The 17,238-nt window shown below is 61.1% G+C and carries 15 protein-coding genes; 2 read left to right on the top strand and 13 right to left on the bottom strand.

Translation table 11 applies throughout. The annotated features are described in order from the left end of the window. Window positions 1-22: 22 nt before the first annotated feature. The 7 genes from BFP95_RS07405 to BFP95_RS07435 all read right to left on the bottom strand — a co-directional run bounded on the left by BFP95_RS07405 (window position 23) and on the right by BFP95_RS07435 (window position 7,442). Window positions 23-784, bottom strand: coding sequence for a glycosyltransferase family 2 protein (locus BFP95_RS07405; protein ID WP_065875254.1), 762 nt, complete (start codon window positions 782-784; stop codon window positions 23-25). 53 nt (window positions 785-837) lie between these two features. Continuing rightward, window positions 838-1,794 carry a glycosyltransferase family protein gene (locus BFP95_RS07410; RefSeq protein WP_065909701.1) on the bottom strand — a complete coding sequence of 319 codons (957 nt, stop codon included), beginning with the start codon at window positions 1,792-1,794 and terminating at the stop codon, window positions 838-840. Beyond that, entirely contained in the window at window positions 1,794-3,179 is a 1,386-nt protein-coding gene (locus BFP95_RS07415; RefSeq protein WP_065909703.1) for a PIG-L deacetylase family protein, read from the bottom strand. Before BFP95_RS07415 ends, BFP95_RS07410 begins: the two co-directional genes overlap by 1 nt. After that, window positions 3,176-4,072 carry an antimicrobial resistance protein Mig-14 gene (locus tag BFP95_RS07420; protein ID WP_065875257.1) on the bottom strand — a complete coding sequence of 299 codons (897 nt, stop codon included), beginning with the start codon at window positions 4,070-4,072 and terminating at the stop codon, window positions 3,176-3,178. Before BFP95_RS07420 ends, BFP95_RS07415 begins: the two co-directional genes overlap by 4 nt. Continuing rightward, a complete protein-coding gene (locus BFP95_RS07425; protein WP_065909704.1) occupies window positions 4,072-5,202 on the bottom strand; it encodes a glycosyltransferase in 1,131 nt (376 codons plus the stop codon). The genes BFP95_RS07420 and BFP95_RS07425 overlap by 1 nt, the downstream gene beginning before the upstream one ends. Continuing rightward, a complete protein-coding gene (locus BFP95_RS07430; RefSeq protein WP_065875259.1) occupies window positions 5,186-6,943 on the bottom strand; it encodes a carbamoyltransferase family protein in 1,758 nt (585 codons plus the stop codon). Before BFP95_RS07430 ends, BFP95_RS07425 begins: the two co-directional genes overlap by 17 nt. A 142-nt stretch (window positions 6,944-7,085) precedes the next feature. Then, on the bottom strand, window positions 7,086-7,442 hold the full coding sequence (locus BFP95_RS07435) for a YceK/YidQ family lipoprotein (protein ID WP_065875260.1): 357 nt from the start codon (window positions 7,440-7,442) through the stop codon (window positions 7,086-7,088). A gap of 197 nt (window positions 7,443-7,639) precedes the next feature. On the opposite strand from BFP95_RS07435, the gene BFP95_RS07440 reads away from it, so the two are divergent. Both BFP95_RS07440 and BFP95_RS07445 read left to right on the top strand, forming a co-directional pair. After that, the gene (locus BFP95_RS07440; RefSeq protein ID WP_065909706.1) at window positions 7,640-9,727 is read left to right on the top strand and encodes a TonB-dependent receptor family protein; all 2,088 of its coding nucleotides are present in this window, start codon (window positions 7,640-7,642) and stop codon (window positions 9,725-9,727) included. Window positions 9,728-9,802: 75 nt separating this feature from the next. Beyond that, window positions 9,803-11,191 carry a hypothetical protein gene (locus BFP95_RS07445; protein WP_065909708.1) on the top strand — a complete coding sequence of 463 codons (1,389 nt, stop codon included), beginning with the start codon at window positions 9,803-9,805 and terminating at the stop codon, window positions 11,189-11,191. A 133-nt stretch (window positions 11,192-11,324) separates the two neighbouring features. On the opposite strand, the gene BFP95_RS07450 is transcribed toward BFP95_RS07445, so the two are convergent. Genes BFP95_RS07450 through waaC form a run of 6 tightly spaced genes read right to left on the bottom strand, consistent with a single transcriptional unit; the run spans window position 11,325 to window position 17,238 of the window. Continuing rightward, a complete protein-coding gene (locus BFP95_RS07450) occupies window positions 11,325-12,767 on the bottom strand; it encodes a lipopolysaccharide kinase InaA family protein (RefSeq protein WP_065909709.1) in 1,443 nt (480 codons plus the stop codon). Continuing rightward, window positions 12,767-13,519 (bottom strand): lipopolysaccharide kinase InaA family protein, encoded by a 753-nt coding sequence (locus tag BFP95_RS07455; protein WP_065875264.1) that lies wholly within the window; start codon window positions 13,517-13,519, stop codon window positions 12,767-12,769. The genes BFP95_RS07450 and BFP95_RS07455 overlap by 1 nt, the downstream gene beginning before the upstream one ends. Further along, window positions 13,516-14,250 carry a lipopolysaccharide kinase InaA family protein gene (locus BFP95_RS07460; protein ID WP_049710351.1) on the bottom strand — a complete coding sequence of 245 codons (735 nt, stop codon included), beginning with the start codon at window positions 14,248-14,250 and terminating at the stop codon, window positions 13,516-13,518. Before BFP95_RS07460 ends, BFP95_RS07455 begins: the two co-directional genes overlap by 4 nt. Further along, the gene (rfaP, locus tag BFP95_RS07465; protein ID WP_065909710.1) at window positions 14,250-15,056 is read right to left on the bottom strand and encodes a lipopolysaccharide core heptose(I) kinase RfaP; all 807 of its coding nucleotides are present in this window, start codon (window positions 15,054-15,056) and stop codon (window positions 14,250-14,252) included. Before rfaP ends, BFP95_RS07460 begins: the two co-directional genes overlap by 1 nt. Next, entirely contained in the window at window positions 15,053-16,177 is a 1,125-nt protein-coding gene (locus BFP95_RS07470) for a glycosyltransferase family 4 protein (RefSeq protein ID WP_065879866.1), read from the bottom strand. Before BFP95_RS07470 ends, rfaP begins: the two co-directional genes overlap by 4 nt. Then, window positions 16,177-17,238: a lipopolysaccharide heptosyltransferase I gene (waaC, locus tag BFP95_RS07475; RefSeq protein ID WP_065879864.1), complete on the bottom strand. Its 1,062-nt coding sequence runs from the start codon at window positions 17,236-17,238 to the stop codon at window positions 16,177-16,179. The genes BFP95_RS07470 and waaC overlap by 1 nt, the downstream gene beginning before the upstream one ends.

Consider the following 17,238-nt stretch of genomic DNA (forward strand, 5'->3'; position numbering starts at 1 on the left):
TGTGGTGGCTTTCTGCGTGTACTTAATGGATCAACCAGCCGATACCGACACCCAGTACCAGCATGACTGCCAGCTTGATCCGCTCTCGCCGCTTGCGCCGCGCCTTGGTCAAGCGCTCTTCTGCCGTCGCCACATGCAAACCGAAACCCGTGTGCAAAACCGCATCGCCTTCCAGTGTCACGGCCGCCAGGTTCAGCTGCGCGTAACGCTTCGATAGCCCCTTCTCACCCTCGAACCCGGCGTAGGGCGCGCACAAGCGATATTCCTTGATACGCCGCAACCCTGGATTCAACGAAAAACCCTGCCACTCAGGCTTGTCGGACAGCAGGGGATAACACGGCACCCCGCCAATCACCTCACGTGGCCCCAGATGGATATAAGGGCTGTGCACCTGCAAGTCGTAAACGTAGTTGCGCAACCACACCTGCAAAATATCGGGTCGCTGCTCCAGTACCGCCTTGGAGTCTTCGACAAAGCCTGGTCGATAAAACGCCCAATCATCCTCGCAATGGAATATGTAGGGGGTCTTGACCGACTCGTAGGCCAAATCGACGGATGCCAACTGCCCAAGCTTCGGGCGGTTGATCAGGAAAGTGCAATGGCTGTGCCAGTGCGGCGGCACCGCAAGGCGCACGGCTTCATCGCCGGAGTCTTCGGTAATGAAAACTTCGCGGATATCCGCCGTATTGAACAGATCGAAGCTCTCGAGCGTCCGCTTCAATAAATCGAAGCGACCACAACTGGTCACCACGAGCGTTATGTCGCTTTGATCGGAGAACTGCATTCAAGCCTCGATAATATCACATAGCCACTATTCGCAGCCATATCTGACCGGTATTAAACGCCCAGCTTCAGACGTAACCTTTCCAGCACATTCAACGGCGCACGAGGCCGCAAGGGCGGCTCGAGGGCTTCGACAATACGCTGGCCGATACGGGCGAAACCGAACTGGCCGACGGCCAAGTCCTGCCCACTGCGCGCAATGTCCGCGGCCAGTTGCGGATTGGACCGCAGCACGGCCAGTTTTTCCTGCAACTGCGGGATGTCCTGGTAGAACACCACATTGACCATGTCCTCAAACCCGAGGGCCGCGTTCTCCTCGGCTCCCTGATCGAACGCCAGCAACACGCAACCACAGGCCATGGCTTCGAAGTTCTTGATCATGTACTCGCCCATGCCCACATCGGCACTGACGAAAAAACGAATCCGGTTGAGGGTCGCGCAGTATTCCTCACCCGATTTGGTGCGCGTCACCACCAAAGGTTCAACCCGCGCCAGTTCATCGAGCAGAGCCTTGCGACCACTATAGGCCACGCTGTTGGTGCTGCCGACAAACGCCAGTTCGATATCTCGTTCACGATCCTGGGGCTGCAGCAGTGCCTGGTCATAGCCCTTGGGCACGAACACCGCATCGAAACCTTCGGTGCGCAGGCGCTCGGTCACCATGTAGCCTGAACTGATCACGCGAACCCACGGCAAGCGACGGTAATGGGCACTGAACTTGCCGGTGTACTTGCAGGGAATGTAGTTCTGGTAAGCGTCGTGCTCGAGGATCACCAGGTTTGGGATCGTGCGGATAAACCCGGCCTGGCGGATCTCCTGCTTGAAGCGCAGGAAGAACACAATGCGGTCGTAATGGGTCACGTCGACTTCGCGCCGAAAGTAACCGCGCAGGTTGCGCTGCTCATCGCTGCTCAACCAGCGGATATCACATTCGCAGTGCTCGGCCACACCTTCGTACAAGCGGTCGAGGATGGCGCGCTGCTCTTTCTGCACCAGAAACAAGACTTTCATTACTTATCCTTTCCCAAACGCCAGAACAACTCATGCCGTCGTACGGCCTTACGGAAAAATTCGTTCTCACCGTAAGGCGATTTCGCGCGACCTGCCAACACCCGCTGCAACCAGCGTCGCACACGGCGCTTGAACGGCGGTGCCGGCTGCAAGTCATGCATCATGCCCAGCGCCATGGCCTTATCACGCTGCTGCGCCAACGTCAGTGGCAGGCTGCACGGCAGCAACTCCACGGTCGCGTCGAACAACGGTGGCAACGCAATACCGGCTCCGGCGTTGCCCATGGGCCAGCGGTCGTTGTCATGCAGATGGTTGGCGTAGCCCAGTACTGTCGTTGGCTGCCACTCAAGACCTTGCAAGGCTTCCAAAACGGCTTGCTGTGCACAGACATGGTCTGGATGCGGGTCCAATACCGGATGCGGCAACACGATCACGTCCGGGCGAGCCATCATCAGCACCTCGCGCAGGTCGGCCAACAGGTTGTTCCAGGTGGGCAAGCCGTCGCTGTCCGCGGGCAATGGAAACGGGTTGAATTGCCGGAATGGACGAACGTCCGTCAGCTCTGCTTCACGGGAAGCAAACGGCAGGTCCGGCGCGGCCTGCATCGCCTGCAACTGCAGGCAGAAATAGCCCAATTGCACGCAGTGCGCCTGCGGCACACCCGCCCACAACGGCACAGCGATGCTGTCCCAGGCGCGCAGGCGGCCTTTGATGCGTGCGGCTTCGACCGCGTCCAGGCCCATCTGCTGATAATGCTCAGCTTCAATCTCCCCCGCCGTCAGGGTGACGATCCAGGGATTTTCGGCCTGGCTGTACAGGCCGAAGGCCGCCAATTCAGCATCGTCGGCGTGGGGCGCGATCACCATCACGCGCTGCGCGCGGTAGTCCGGATGGGTCCAGGCCCACAGACGGGGCGTGCCGAGCAATCGGCAATGGCGACCGCGCAACGTTAAGTCGCTCAGCGCCAAACCGCTGAGGTTCAGGTAACGCACGCCGTTGACGCCACGCTCAAACGTTTGCCGATCGCCCGCCAGCTCGACGCACGGGTCAAAAAAACGACCCAGCCAAGTGCTCTTGACCTTGATCGCCAGCACCACCGTTGCGTCCGCGTCCACCGCCTGATCCAGCAGCAAGCGCCCATGTTCCAAGCGCACGCCCGCCAGCTCGGCATCCGCCGAAAAACGGTACTGATAATCTTCGTTGGACGCGTAGAACAGGTGGTCGGCAAACCACGCTTCATGGGCCACCCAGGCCAGCAGGGCCAACAGCAACGGTAACCACCAGACCACCAGGATGCCGACCAGCAACAGCAGCAACACACCAATGATCAGCACCGTACGCTTGTTGCGCCGGTGACGTTTGAGCAATTGCTGCTTGCGGGTCATACGCTGAATACCTGCACAGGATTGCACCAACGGTCCTTGTATTCGCGGTCGGCGCGACCAAAGGAAAAGCGCAGTGGCTTGCCGACTTCGCGTGCCTGCTCCCAAGCGCCCTGGGTATTGAGAAAGCTCAGCACGCTGCCGGGGCTGAAGGCGCGGGTTTCAGGATCGACCCCACCGTTGACGTATTCCACACTGATCCATTCCGGTGACTCGACCCGATACACCAACTGGATTGCGATGGGCGCGTCATTCAGAAAAATCACCGAGCCGATCAACCACTCGCGCATCAGTTCGATCACTTCCGCCAAGCGCTCGGCGCCCGTGGCGGTAAAGCCCCAACGGCGCAGGAACAGGTCACAGTAGATGGACGCCAGCTCCGCACTGGAAAACTCACTGACCGACCGCACCACGCCGCCCGCCTCTTCCAGCAAACGCAGTTCGCGGCGCTGGTTGTAGCGAAACTTCTTCGACAGTTCTTCGGGCGTGCGCGCCATGGCCAACTGTTCGGCCTGAAGCTTGAGGCCGCTGAAACGCCCTTCGTTCAGCGCAGACAGGTAGCGCGCACGCTGCCTCAGCGGCGCCTGCGCGTCGGCGGCGGCCGGCAGGATCAGCTCGGCATTGCCCAGATCGAACAGGCCTTTCTTGCCGCTGCGCTTAAGCACGTCCTTGGACAGCGCCAGGTCGCGCCCCCAGGTGGCAATGCACGCCTTGAGCTCACCCGCCTGCTCCCAGGCCAGGTAACGCACCGGAATCTGCGCCAACCCGGCCAGGCGCTCGACCACTTGCGGATGCGTCGCGACGCTGCCGCCAAAACGCTGCCAGGCCTCGCTGTATACAGGCGCATCGACGACGGACCAGCCGCGCTCGCGCCAGCCTTGGAATCGATTGAGCATCAAGCCCTCGCGGTCAGTTCAATGACATGCGGCAGTTGCCAGAAAGTAGTGCGCACCGCCTGATCCGAGAATCGTGCGTGCAGGCGCTCCAGCATCAAATCAGCGCACTGGCGTTGCTGGTGCTGATCCATCGTGGCCAAGTGCCCCAGCCCTTGGGCCAGGTGCTCGGCGTCGCCGAAGGGAAACAGGATACCAACGCCCTCAACCACTTCCCGCGCGCCGCCACAGGCAGTGGCGAGCAAGGGCACGCCGGCCGCCATGGCTTCCAGCAACACCATGCCAAAGGGTTCGTGGTCGGAGCTCAACGCAAACACATCAAACGCACGGAAAAAGCGACGCGCCTCCGGTACTTGGCCGAGAAACACAACCTTGTCGGCAATCCCCAGCTCGCGGGCCAGCGCTTTCAGGTCCTGCTCCAGGCGCCCGGTGCCGAGGATCGCCAGACGGCTTTCAGCCGGTAACGTTGGCAATGCCAGGGCAAAACCTTTGAGCAGCGTGGCCTGATCCTTGTCCGGGTGCAGACGGCCGACATTGCCGACCACCCATTCATCCGGCGACAAGCCAAGGGCGTCGCGCGCCTCATCCTTCGAAACCTGCTGGGCCTGCAGGTTTTCGACATCAATGCGGTTGTACAAGGTCTGGATACGCGCCGCCGGCCATTTCGGCAGGCAGCGACGAATGTCATCGCGCACGGCATCGGAAACGCCCAACAAGCTCAGGCGCTTGCGGAAAATATTTGCAAACAGCCGACGCCCCCGGCGCTGATAGTCGCCAAAAGCGTGATGCACGCCAATCACCTGCAAGCGCGTGGCGAGCAGCGCGATGTAGATCGGCTTGGCGCGGTGCGCGATGCAGAAACTGAAGTTGCGCGACGCGGCAATCTTGCGCATCTCGGCGATGGCGCCCAGCTTGAGGCCACGGATGGCCTTCGAGCTGTACTCCATGAACAACACTTCATCACTGGCGCAACCGGCCGCCACCTCAGGGTCGGCGACCCCGGTGAGAAACACCGTGGTCACCTTGTAGCCGGAGCCTGCAAACACACTGGCGTACTGCCGCGCACAGTCTAGGAACGGCCCGTCATAGCCGTGGCAGAACTGCAGGACGTGGCGGTCAGCCGAGCGCGTCATAAGGGTCCACGCCGTCCTTGACGACCAGGATGTCTTCCATGATCAGGTACTGCAGGTCGGAGCCGAAGAACATGTTCAGCGCGTCGGTCGGCGAGCAGATCATCGCTTCGCCACGACGGTTGAGCGAGGTGTTCAGGGACACGCCGTTGCCGGTGAGCACTTCCAGCTCTTTCATCATGTCGTAGTAGCGCGGGTTGTATTCGCGCTTGAGCACCTGGGCGCGGGAGGTACCATCTTCATGGACCACTTCCGGCACGCGAGTCTTCCACTCTTCGGACACTTCAAAGGTGAAGGTCATGAACGGCGCCGGATGATCGACCTTGATCATCTGCGGGGCCACGGTGTCGAGCATCGACGGGCAGAAAGGCCTCCAGCGCTCGCGGAACTTGATCTGGTGGTTGATGCGATCGGCCACACCGGTGGCGCTCGGGCAACCGATGATCGAACGACCGCCCAGGGCGCGCGGACCAAACTCCATGCGGCCCTGGAACCAGGCCACCGGGTTGCCGTCGACCATGATCTTGGCGATACGCTGGGGCATGTTCTCGATCTTGCGCCAGTTCGGCTTGCTCTCGTGCTTGGCGCACGCGGCAATCACGTCTTCGTTGCTGTAGGACGGGCCGAGGTAGACGTGTTCCATCTTCTCGACCGGCACACCACGGGCGTGGGACACATACGCCGCCGCACCGACCGCAGTGCCAGCATCGCCCGACGCCGGCTGCACGAACAGCTCTTTGACGTCGTCACGGGCGATGATCTTCTGGTTCAGCTTGACGTTCAGCGCGCAACCGCCGGCGAAGGCCAGTTTGCCGGTGTCCTTGAGGATGTCGCCCAGGTAGTGGTCGATCATCTGCAGGGCCAGTTTCTCGAACAGCGCTTGCATGCTGGCGGCGTAGTGGATGTACGGCTCGTCGGCGATATCGCCTTCGCGCTTTGGACCCAGCCACTCGATCAGTTTTGGCGAGAAGTAGAAGCCCTTGCCCTTCTCTTTGTAGCGGCGCAGGCCGATGACGTTGGCGTAGTCGGTGTTGATCACCAACTCGCCATTCTCAAAGGAGGCCAGGCGCGAGAAATCGTATTTGCTGGCATCGCCGTACGGCGCCATGCCCATGACCTTGAACTCACCGTCGAGCATCTCGAAACCGAGGAACTCGGTGATCGCGCCATACAGGCCGCCGAGGGAGTCTGGATCGTAGAATTCCTTGATCTTGTGGATCTTGCCGTTTTCGCCGTAGCCGAAGAACGTGGTGGCGTACTCACCTTTACCGTCGATCCCGAGGATCGCGGTTTTCTCCTGGAAACCAGAGCAGTGGTAGGCGCTGGAAGCGTGGGCCAGGTGGTGTTCAACCGGTTCGATCTTGATTTTCTTAGGATCGAAGCCCAGTTGCTCCAGGCACCAGACGATCTTGTTGCGGTAGCGCTTGTAGCGACGGTTGCCCATCAGGATCGCGTCGAGTGCGCGGTCCGGGGCGTACCAGTAACGCTTGGCGTAGTGCCAGCGCGCCTCGCCGAACAGGCTGATGGGGGCGAACGGGATCGCGACCACGTCAACGTCGGAAGGCTTGATACCGGCCTGTTCCAGGCAGAACTTCGCCGATTCGTAGGGCATGCGGTTCTTTGCATGTTTGTCGCGTACGAAGCGCTCTTCTTCGGCGGCCGCAATCAGCTTGCCGTCGATATACAAGGCTGCGGAAGGATCATGGCTAAGGGCGCCGGACAGGCCAAGAATCGTCAATGCCACAGGGGTCTAGCCTCTTTTAGTCTGCATGCAGGCGGGTTACGCCTGAAAAAAGTGTGCCCCCTGCCTGGGCAGGAAACAGCTAAAGGGCGGGATTATAGCTTAAAAGCAGTGCGCAGCTGTTAGCGGCACGTGGCAAGAGGGATCAGCGGAAGATCTCGATGCTGCCGTCCCTATTCTGGCGGTAAATGGTGTAGGGCAGCACGAGGGTGTCCAGCACGCCGGAGGCGACGAACTCCACGGCGACGATAGGCAACACGCTGCCCCCATGGTCTATCAGGCTCTTGTCCTTAAGGCTCTTGTCAGGCGCTGGCTCGCCATTGAGCGTGCAAAAGCCGTAGATCACCCCGCTGTAGATGCGTGGCACGTTTTCGCAGTGACTGCGCGAGTCCTTGAGGTTCTGGCTGGCTACGGCGTCTGGACGAAAGACGGTATTGATGGTTCCGCAACCGGCCAACGAACACGACACCACAAGCCATGACACTTTCGACCTAATCCTCATGACCCCCTCCCTCTGCCCCAACAGACATTGTTATTGCCAAGGCGGGCCACGCTAACATCGCATAGCCTGACGACCCAGGGCGGGAGCACGATTTGCAGCGTAAGACGATTCCTAAATGATAAAAATCGCCTGATTCACTAAACTCGCGCCCCTTTGCGCGTTTACCTCCTACGCGCGCCACGGATTTCGCCTGACTGATGAACACCCTCGCTCGCTTCACCCTATTGCTGCCAGGCCTGCTCACGCTGAGCAATACGGCACTGGCCGAGGACACGCCTTTGGTTCTCGACCCCAGTGTGGTCAGCGGCTCACGCAGCGCCAGCCCGACCTTCGACCTGCCCTACTCGGTGGACGGCATCAGCCGTGGACAGATCAGTGACGGTCAACTCGGCATCAATGCCTCCGAAGCCCTCTCCCGCGTGCCCGGCCTGGTGGTGCAGAACCGCCAGAACTATGCTCAGGACCTGCAGATTTCCTCCCGAGGCTTTGGTGCCCGCTCGGCATTCGGCGTGCGCGGCATCAAGCTGATCGCCGACGACATCCCGGCCAGCACGCCGGACGGCCAGGGCCAGGCCGCCACTTTCAACCTCGACACCGCAGAGCGCATCGAAGTACTGCGTGGGCCGGCGGCCACCCTGTATGGCAGCAATGCCGGCGGGGTGATCCAGATGTTCTCCCGCGACGGCGAAGGCCCGCCGCGCATCGGCGCCGAAACCCTGGTGGGCAGCGACGGCCTGAACAAAAACCACCTGACCGCCGAGGGCGCCACCAACGGCGCTGGCTTCGTGCTCGACGCCTCGCGCATGGACACCAACGGCTACCGCGACCACAGCAGCGCGCGACGTGACCAGACCTTCGCCAAGCTCAATTTCCAGCCGGATGACGACAGCAAGCTGGCGCTGATCTACAGCAGCCTGGAGCAGAACGGCACACAGGACCCGCTCGGGCAGACGTGGTCGGCGTACAAGGCCGATCCACGCTCGGTGAGTGCGAATGCGCTGACATACAACACGCGCAAAAGTATCGATCATCAGCAATTGGGGCTGAATTACGAGCGCTATATCGGCGATGCGACGTTGCAGGTGAATGCGTATACGGGACGGCGGAGTGTGATTCAGTATTTGTCGATTCCCAAAGGCACACCCGCTAATGAACGCGGCGGTGGCGTTGTGCAATTCGACCGCAAGTTCTACGGCGGCAGCGTGCGCTGGATGCAGCCCATCGAACGTGCGCCGGGCGAACTGATGATCATCACCGGCCTGGACTTCGATCAGAGCGAAGACAGTCGCCACGGCTACCAGAACTTCAGCGGCAACACCCTTGGCGTAAAAGGCCAGCTACGCCGAGATGAAATTGACACCGCCCGCAGCCTCGATCCCTATATCCAGGCCAACTGGGCGCTAGACCGCTGGACCCTGCAAGCCGGTGTTCGGCATAGCACCATGGAACTGGACGTTGATGATCAATTCCTGAGCAACGGCGATGCCAGCGGCAATAAGCGTTATCAGAAAAATACGCCATCGATGAGCGTGATGTACGCATTCACGCCCGAGCTGCATGGCTACGTCAGTGCGGGCAAAGGCTTCGAAACGCCGACACAGGCTGAGCTGGCCTATGCACCGGGAAATGTGGAAGGGTTCAACTTCGGATTGAAGCCGTCAGAAAGTACCCAGTACGAAGTGGGATTAAAGGCCCAGGTGAACAACACCCGGATCAATGCCGCCATATTCCAGATCACCACAGAAGATGAGTTAGTGGTGGCTCAATCCAAAGACGGCCGTACCAGCTACCAAAACGCCGGCCGCACCCTGCGCCGCGGTTTCGAACTGGGCCTCGAAAGCCAGCTCAGCGAGCAGTGGAGCAGCAGCCTCGCCTACACCCGCCTGCAGGCCACTTACGACAGCGACTTCGTCAGCGGCGGCAACAACGCCGTCGACAAGGGCAACTACCTGCCCGGCGTGCCGCAAACCACGCTGTTCACCGAACTGAACTGGAAGCCCCGCGACTGGGTCAGCACCGCCATCGAAGGCATTTACCGCAGCAAGGTCTACGTCGAGGACACCAACAGCCAACACGCCGCACCGGCCTACAGCGTGTTTAACTGGCGTGCGCGCTTCGAGCAGAAGGTCGAACACTGGACCTTCCATCAGACCCTGCGCCTGGATAACTTGCTCGACCGCCAGTACGTCGGTTCGGTGATCGTCGGCGATGGCAACAACCGCTATTACGAAGCGGCGCCAGGGCGCTCCTGGTATGCGGGTGCAGGCGCGGAGTACGAGTTCTGATCAGCCCGCCCCGCACAAAACGCGATGCGGACGGTCGAAAGGCCCTGATCCCCCTTTAGCCTGCAAGGAACGCTCATGAAACACATCGCGGTTATCATCGCCCTAGGCGTACTCAGTGGTTGCGGCACGCAAGGCATCAAGAGCGGCGACAAGGCCGACGCCCCGTATAAAGACATGCTCAAGAAACCGCTACTGGCCGACTCGATCATGCGCGATGGCGACGACCTCAGTTACCAGGTTCAAGTCACGCTGACCAACAATCTCGCCGTACCCGATATCGCGCAGCTTCAGGCGTCCTGCACCACGCCGAGCGGGAACCTGCTGTATCTGGAAGCGCCCGGAACCCCGAAGCCCGACGGCCAGCCCACGCGCATTACCGTCATGCGCAACCTGACGCCGGCCGTGGTTGGCGAACTGCAACAGAACACCAGCTTTACCGACGCTTGCGCGCGCACGCCACGCCCGGATTGGCGCCTCGTCAGCAGTACAGCCACTCAACGCCAATTGCTGATCGACCGTGCCAGCCTCAAGACCGTGGGTGAGAAAGTAGAGCTCTGGGGCGCCTACGATGAACCGCTCATCCTGACCAACAAACTGAAAAAGATGCCCTACGCCCAGACCCGCATGCACTGGGAGGTCAGTTGCAGCCGCCAGACCTATCGCACTCTGGCCACTTTTAGCCTCACCCCGAAAAACGTCGTGACCTTCGGCAACGTGGTAGCGGTCCCCATCGACCAGCCTTTCAGCAGCGCCGAGGCGGACACCCAGACCCTGCTCAAGGCCGCGTGCTCGCCAACAGTGGCGCAACTGCCGGTAGCCGTCGCGCGTACCAAGCTTGAGCAAACCCTGACACCCGCACCTGTCCCGACAGCGGTGACAGAGGCGATCTCCGCACTGGGAATGCCCCCCGCAGCCAAACCTCTGCGCCACCTTATGGAGAAGCGCGACTTGGGTTCTTCCAGCTTGCGCACTGACGTGTTCATTGAGCCCGGAACCGGAAACGGTCAGCTTAAAATCCGCCGAGCTACCCAATTCTCAAGCACCCACATCACCACATTCCGAGGGTTGTTCAGCCTGACCTTCCAAAGCGATTTCGAACTGCACGGGATGAAAGTCTCGGCCGCCAGCAATGTTGAGCAACTCAGCTTCACCGGCGACTGGAAGCAGATGCCGATCGGTGCAACGCTGGGGTTCAAACTCAAAGAGCTGAATCGCAACACCGCTGAAGAGGATCGCGTGCTGTCCCGCAATACCACCTGTGTAGTGGCGCGCGAACTGCCAGCCAGCAGCATCAACTCGACGCTGAGTGGCAATGCAAAGGAGCTCAATTGCACTGCCGCAGGTGATAACTACCAGGCCACCAGCACCGTCATGTACCTGAAGGACTACGGGTATTTCTTTGCTACCGAGGACGTGATCCAGGGCAAATACAAAACCCATACGACGCTGATCAACGCACAATAACGTCGACTGGCAACGCTGAAGCTCCACCCCCCAAACACTATTGCCCACGCAACACCTGTAGTGAGCGGGCTTGCCCCGCGCTGGGCTGCGAAGCGGCCCTAGCGTTTTTTCAAGTAAAAAGCGGTGTCAGGGATCAGGCGGTCTGCTTGGGGAGGCGCTGATCAATCAGCTGATACAACGCACTGCTCTCAGGCCAATTACGCATGAACCGCGCGCGGTCCCTGGCAAACGCTGGAGCGAAGCTGGCTGGGGTGCTGTGTTGGCGCATGGCATCCAGGTCGATCAACGACCAGCGATCCTTGTCCCAGAACAGGTTATGCCCCTTGAAGTCGCCATGGCTGATGCGCTCGCGGATCAGCTCGGCGAACAGGTGATCCAGGGCGAGCAGTTCGTTTTCCGGCGCGTCACCGTTCTCAACGTAAGGCGCAAAGCGCTCGATGATGTCCGGCCCCGGCAGGAATTCGGTAATCAGGTAAGCGCGACCGCGCAAGCCGAAAAAGCGCTTTTCCAGCACGGCCAGCGGCTTGGGCGTAGCGATACCGAGGAACGCCAGGCGATTGCCTTCACGCCAGGAATGCCAGGCACGACTTGGGCGCCAGAAGCGCTTGAACCAGTGGGCGAAACTCTTGATGTTGTAACGCTTGATCACCAATGGGCGACCCGCCACTTCGGCCTTGGCCACCGTGGCGGTTCCACCGGTCTTGTACAAGTGGCCCTGCTCGAGCAAGGCATCGGCCTGTTCCAGCACCGCCAGCATCGCGACTTCTTCCTCGCGACGGATTGCACGCAGGGCAAACGGCCCGCGCAGCACACTGAACAGCGTGCATTCGCGACCGACCTTGTTGAGAAAGTCCTTCAGGCGCCAAGCGCTGACCTTGCGCACCTGTTTTTCCAAAGCCTCCAAGGGCAAAGCGTGCTCGCCGTTGCCCAGCAGGTAGTACACCAGCAGCTCTTCGGTAAATGGCTCGAGATTCTTCGGCAACTGGGCGAAAAACACCCCAAGGTTCTCCAGTACGCGGTTGCGCGACAGGGGCTTGCCCGCCTCTTCGACGCGAATCCCGGCACCATCGATCAAATACAGCTTGCCGTCCCGACGCAGCAAGTTGTCCAGGTGCAGGTCTTCCTGCCACAGGCCTTTGGTGTGCATCAGGGCAATCGCACCCAATGCCTCGGCAAGCACCGCAGTTTGCTCGTCAGCCAAGGGCGGCAGGCTTTCGACCGCGTGCCAGGCATCCGCCAGGCTCTCGGCGCCTTCGATAAATTCGAACAACAGCCAACCGCCCTCGCCTTCCTGCAAGCCATCGGCCAGCAACAACGGTGTGGTCAGGCCTTGCTCGGCGAGCAGGCGCACGCCATTGAGTTCACGCTGAAAGTGCCGCGCCGCCTTGCTGCCCACCAGCAACTTGGCCAGTACTGGACGCCCGCGCCACACCGCTGCGCCTACGTAGCGCTCGCCCGGCAGCACGCGCAACAGGCTCAGCAGTTGCAACTGGCCTGGGCCCGCCGCATCGGCCAGTTCAATCGTCAGCGGCAGGGTGGGAGTACGGCCGGCGGTTTTCAGCTCGGACAAACGCATCAACGGTTTTCCTTGTGACTACGACGGGCGCCAAGGCGCTGGAACCAAGTGGCGACCAACTCGCTGCTCTCAGGCTGCTCCAGATACGCCGCCAACAGTTGGCGGACCTGCGCATCGGACCATTGTGGTGCGCGACGCAACAACGGCTCCAGATCCTTGACCCGATCACGCCAGCCGAACAGCAGCGGGCGGGTTTTCTCCAGGTCGATCAACTGCGCGGCATAACCGTCACCGGTGGCCCGCAGGAAAATATGCTTGGGGTAGAAACAGCCATGCACCTGGCCGACGCTGTGCAGTCGGCGTGCGAGTTGGCCACAGGCCAGCAGGATCGCGCGGTGCTGGGCATCGCTCAGTGAAGGCCACTGCTCCAGCAACGAATCCAGGTCATTCCAGCCGTCCAGGGCGCGGGTCAGCAGCATCGCGCGGTGTTCGCCAGCGACTTTTCGCTCCCCGTAGAACGCCGCTTGCAAAGCTGGAATACCGAGCTTGCGATAACGGCTGATATTGCGAAATTCGCGGGAGAAACTCGGCTCGCCAAAGGGGCGGTGCAGGCTACGCGTCAGGTAATTGCTCTGGCGCTTGAGGTAGTAACCGTGGCCGTCGAGCTCCAGGCGAAACACGCTGCTCCAGCCGCCGCGACTGGTATTCGGCTCGTCCACCGCATCCAGTTGTTTGGCCCACAGGGCATCGAACGTCGCCAGGCCGTTGCGCTCCAGCAGCGCACGGTCTTCAGCCGCCAGGAAATCACTCATTCGCGTCCCTCGAAAAACTTCACCACGTGGCGAATACGCTGCTTGTCCGACGCACTCAGGTGCCGGCGCTGACGGTACTGCATGTAGAAGCGCAGGCGCTGGGTGGCGGACAGGTGATACTTGGCCACCTTGTCCAGGCAGGCCAGGTCTTTGGTAATACGGTACTTGAGCCAGAAGCCACGCCAGAAATCGCCGTTGGGGCAATCGATCAGGTACAGCGTTGTCTGGTCGTCGATCAGCAGGTTGCGCCACTTCAAATCGTTATGGGTAAACCGATGATCGTGCATGGTGCGCGTGTATTCAGCGAGCTGGCGGCTCACCGCGTCGACCCACTTCGGATCGCGCAGGCGAGCATCCTTACGCTCGGCCAGCACCGACAGGTCTTCCGTCCTCGGCAACTCGCGGGTGATCATCGCACCACGGTCGTAGGCCAGGCCTTTGCGTTCCAGGCCCCAGGCAACCACGTCGGCAGTGGGAATGCCCCACTTGGCGAAGCGCTTGAGGTTCTGCCATTCGGACTTGACCCGGGGCTTGCCCAGGTAACGCCGCAAGCCCTTGCCGGCGCCGACGTAACGCTTGACGTAGTAATTGACCCCGCCGCGCTCCACCCGGATCACCTCCGACAGCGGGTCGCGGGTCAGCCGCTCACCTTGCAGGGCAAAAACCGCTTCGAGGCTTCCAAAATCATCCGCCAGGTGGGCGTAGGCAGGCTCCAGAATCCAACCCGCCATCAGATTGCATCCCCGTAACGTTGCTTGCGCGCATAGAGCTTGTCGGCCTTGCGCTGCATCAGGCTCAACGACGCCGATTGCTCGGCCAGGATCTGGCGCAGCGGTTGGCGGAAGTAGCCCTTGAGAAAGCGCAGCTTGTCGCGGCGGGTCAGGCCGATTTCCAGCGCTGAGTAGTACAGCGCCGACAGGTCCTTGTCGCGCCAGCGCAGCGGCAGATGGGCCCGCAATTGGGCGCGGTGCAGGTCGATCACCGACAGCTTGATAGTGCTGGCATCAATGGGCTTCGAGGTGTCCAGCAGGAAGTGGCACAGGTAGCAGTCGCGGTGATTGACGCCACCTCGGTGCATATCACCGACCATCCGCGCCAGCTCAGCCGTAAGGGCGTGGCGCAATGCAGGTGCAGGCGGATCGGCCACCCAATTGATCGTCAGGTCTTCCAGGCTGATCGTTGGCGCCAGCTCTTCGGTGATGATGAACGAATGCTGGTCCGCCGGGTTGCTGCCCTTTTCTCCGAACGCCACGCCGGTCATGGTCGGCACGCCCAGTGCCTGCAAGCGGTGGATGGCGTCCCACTCCAGGCCGGCGCCGAGCACCGGCAACTTGGCGGTGATCAGGTTCTTGAAGATTTCCGCCCAACCAATGCCGCGATGGATTTTCACGAAATACGGGCGGCCATCGACCTCGGTGCGCAAGGTGCGACGCGCCGCCAGCTCACGGAATACCTGGCCTTGCAGTTTCTCGACTTCGGCAAAGGCATCAAGCCCGGCCCACAACGTCTTGAACGGTTCGGCAAGAATCAACTTCATCGTTTTGGCTCCGCCAGAATCACATCTGCCGCGTGCTGCGGCATGCTGTAGAGGTCGGCCGTCTCGGCGAAGGCCAACCCATTGCGGCTCCAGGCCGCGCGCTGTGCAGTGTCGGTGAGCATCTGGGCCAAATACTGGTTCAGCTGCGTTTGCTCAAACGGCTCATCCAGCACCAGGCCGCTGTCGGCCTCATTGATGTAATGCGCATAACCACACACGGCCGAGACCAGCACCGGCAACCCGGCCACCAGGGCTTCAAGCAATACGGTGCCAGTGTTTTCGTTGTACGCCGGGTGGATCAGCAGGTCGGCGCCCAGCAGGAAACGTGGGATATCACTGCGGCCTTTGAGGAACTGCACGTTATCGCCCAGCCCCAACGTGGCGCTCTGCAACTGGAATACCTTGGGGTCGTCCTGGCCGATTACAAACAGGCGCGTGCGCTTTCTAAGCGCCGATGGCAAAGCGGCCACGGCCTTCAGGCTGCGGTCGACGCCCTTGGTCTTGAAGCCGGAGCCGATCTGCACCAGCAACAGATCGTCTGCGCCCAGGTTGAACTCCTTGCGGAAACCTTCGCGAATCTCGGCGGCATTCGGCGGCGCGCGGCGGTCCTGGGCAATGCCCGGCGGCAGCAAGTGGAAGCGTTCCAGCGGGGTGTCGTAATACTTGATGAACAGCGGCTGCTGCACTTCGGAAATCATCAAGACTTCGGTCTTGGCGTCCTTGGCAAACACCGCGCGCTCGTACTCGGCAAAGTGGCGATACCGGCCAAAGCTTTTGTACAGCGAATGGCGCAGGTTTTGCGCCTTGTCTTCAAAGCAGCCGTCGGCGGCGTAGTACACGTCCAGGCCAGGCATTTTGTTGAAACCAATCAGGCGGTCCACCGGGCGCTGGGCCAGGTCGGCCTCCATCCAGGCGCTGAGTTTCTCGTTGCGCCGATGGTTGAAGAACGCCTTGACCGGCGCCACCAGCACTTCGAAACCGGGCGGGATATCGCCTTCCCAGATCAGCGTGTAGACACGAATCTGGTGGCCGCGCTGCTGGCATTCCAGGGCGATGCGCATGAAGTCACGCTGCAGGCCGCCAAAGGGGAAATATTTGTACAGAACAAAAGCCAGTTGCATCAGTGCAGCTCCTCAGCCAGTAACAACGTGCTCAGTCGGCTTGCCACACGCTCAGGGTTCAGGCGCGTGAAGCACAGGGGCGACTCGCGCGTGATGTCGAACCGACGCAGGTCGTCGGCCGTCGGTTGATAGGTACAGTGTTTTTGCAGGCAGGGCGCGCAGGGGAAGTCGCTCGCCAGGTGAATCTGGCCCTTGCCATAGGCGCCAGTGAGCCCTGGGTTGGTCGGACCGAACAGGGAAATGGTCGGCACGTCCAGCGCAGCAGCCAGGTGACCGAGACCGGTGTCAACCGCCACGCAGGCGCGTGCGCCGGCCAATACGCGGGCGACACCGGCCAGGTTCAGCTTGGGCAGCACTTCGGCATTTGGCAGGCCCTGCGCCAGGCGTTCGGCGCGGGCTTTTTCGGCGGCGTTGCCCCAGGGCAATTTCACGTCCACACCCAGGCGGCCCATGCGTTCGGCCAACTCACGCCAGTAGGTTTCTGGCCAGTGCTTGGTGTCCCAGGTGGTGCCGTGCAGCAGCAGGACGAAGGGTTTTTTCGGCGGCAGGCCGAGCAGCTTATCGACGCCCAGGCCATAGTCGCCCAGGCCTTTGGGTAAGTCATAACCCAGCGCCACGGCGAACAGTTGGCGCAAACGCTCCACCGCATGTTGCCCGCGGGCCACGGCCAGGCGCCGGGAGTAAAAGCGTGCTGCGAACGGTTCACGGGCCGAGTGCTTGTCGAAACCGGCTACCGGGGCACGTACATAGCGGGTCAGCCAGGCGCTTTTAAGCAGGCCTTGGGCGTCGATCACCAAGTCGTACTTGGTCGACTGGACCTGCTGCTTGAAGCGCCGCCATTCGCCACTTTTGAGGGTCTGCCAGATGTTTTTGCGCCAGCGGCGAATCGCCACCGGGATGACCTTGTCGACCGCCGGATGCCAGGTGGGAATTTCGGCAAAGCCCTCTTCCACGACCCAGTCGAATTGAATGCCGGGGATCGCCCGCGCTGCGTCGGTCAGTGCCGGCAACGCGTGGATCACATCGCCCAGGGATGAGGTCTTGATTACCAGTACGCGCAA

Origin of the sequence: Pseudomonas sp. 58 R 12, from assembly GCF_900005865.1 — a bacterium.
Taxonomy (GTDB): Bacteria; Pseudomonadota; Gammaproteobacteria; order Pseudomonadales; family Pseudomonadaceae; genus Aquipseudomonas; species Aquipseudomonas tritici.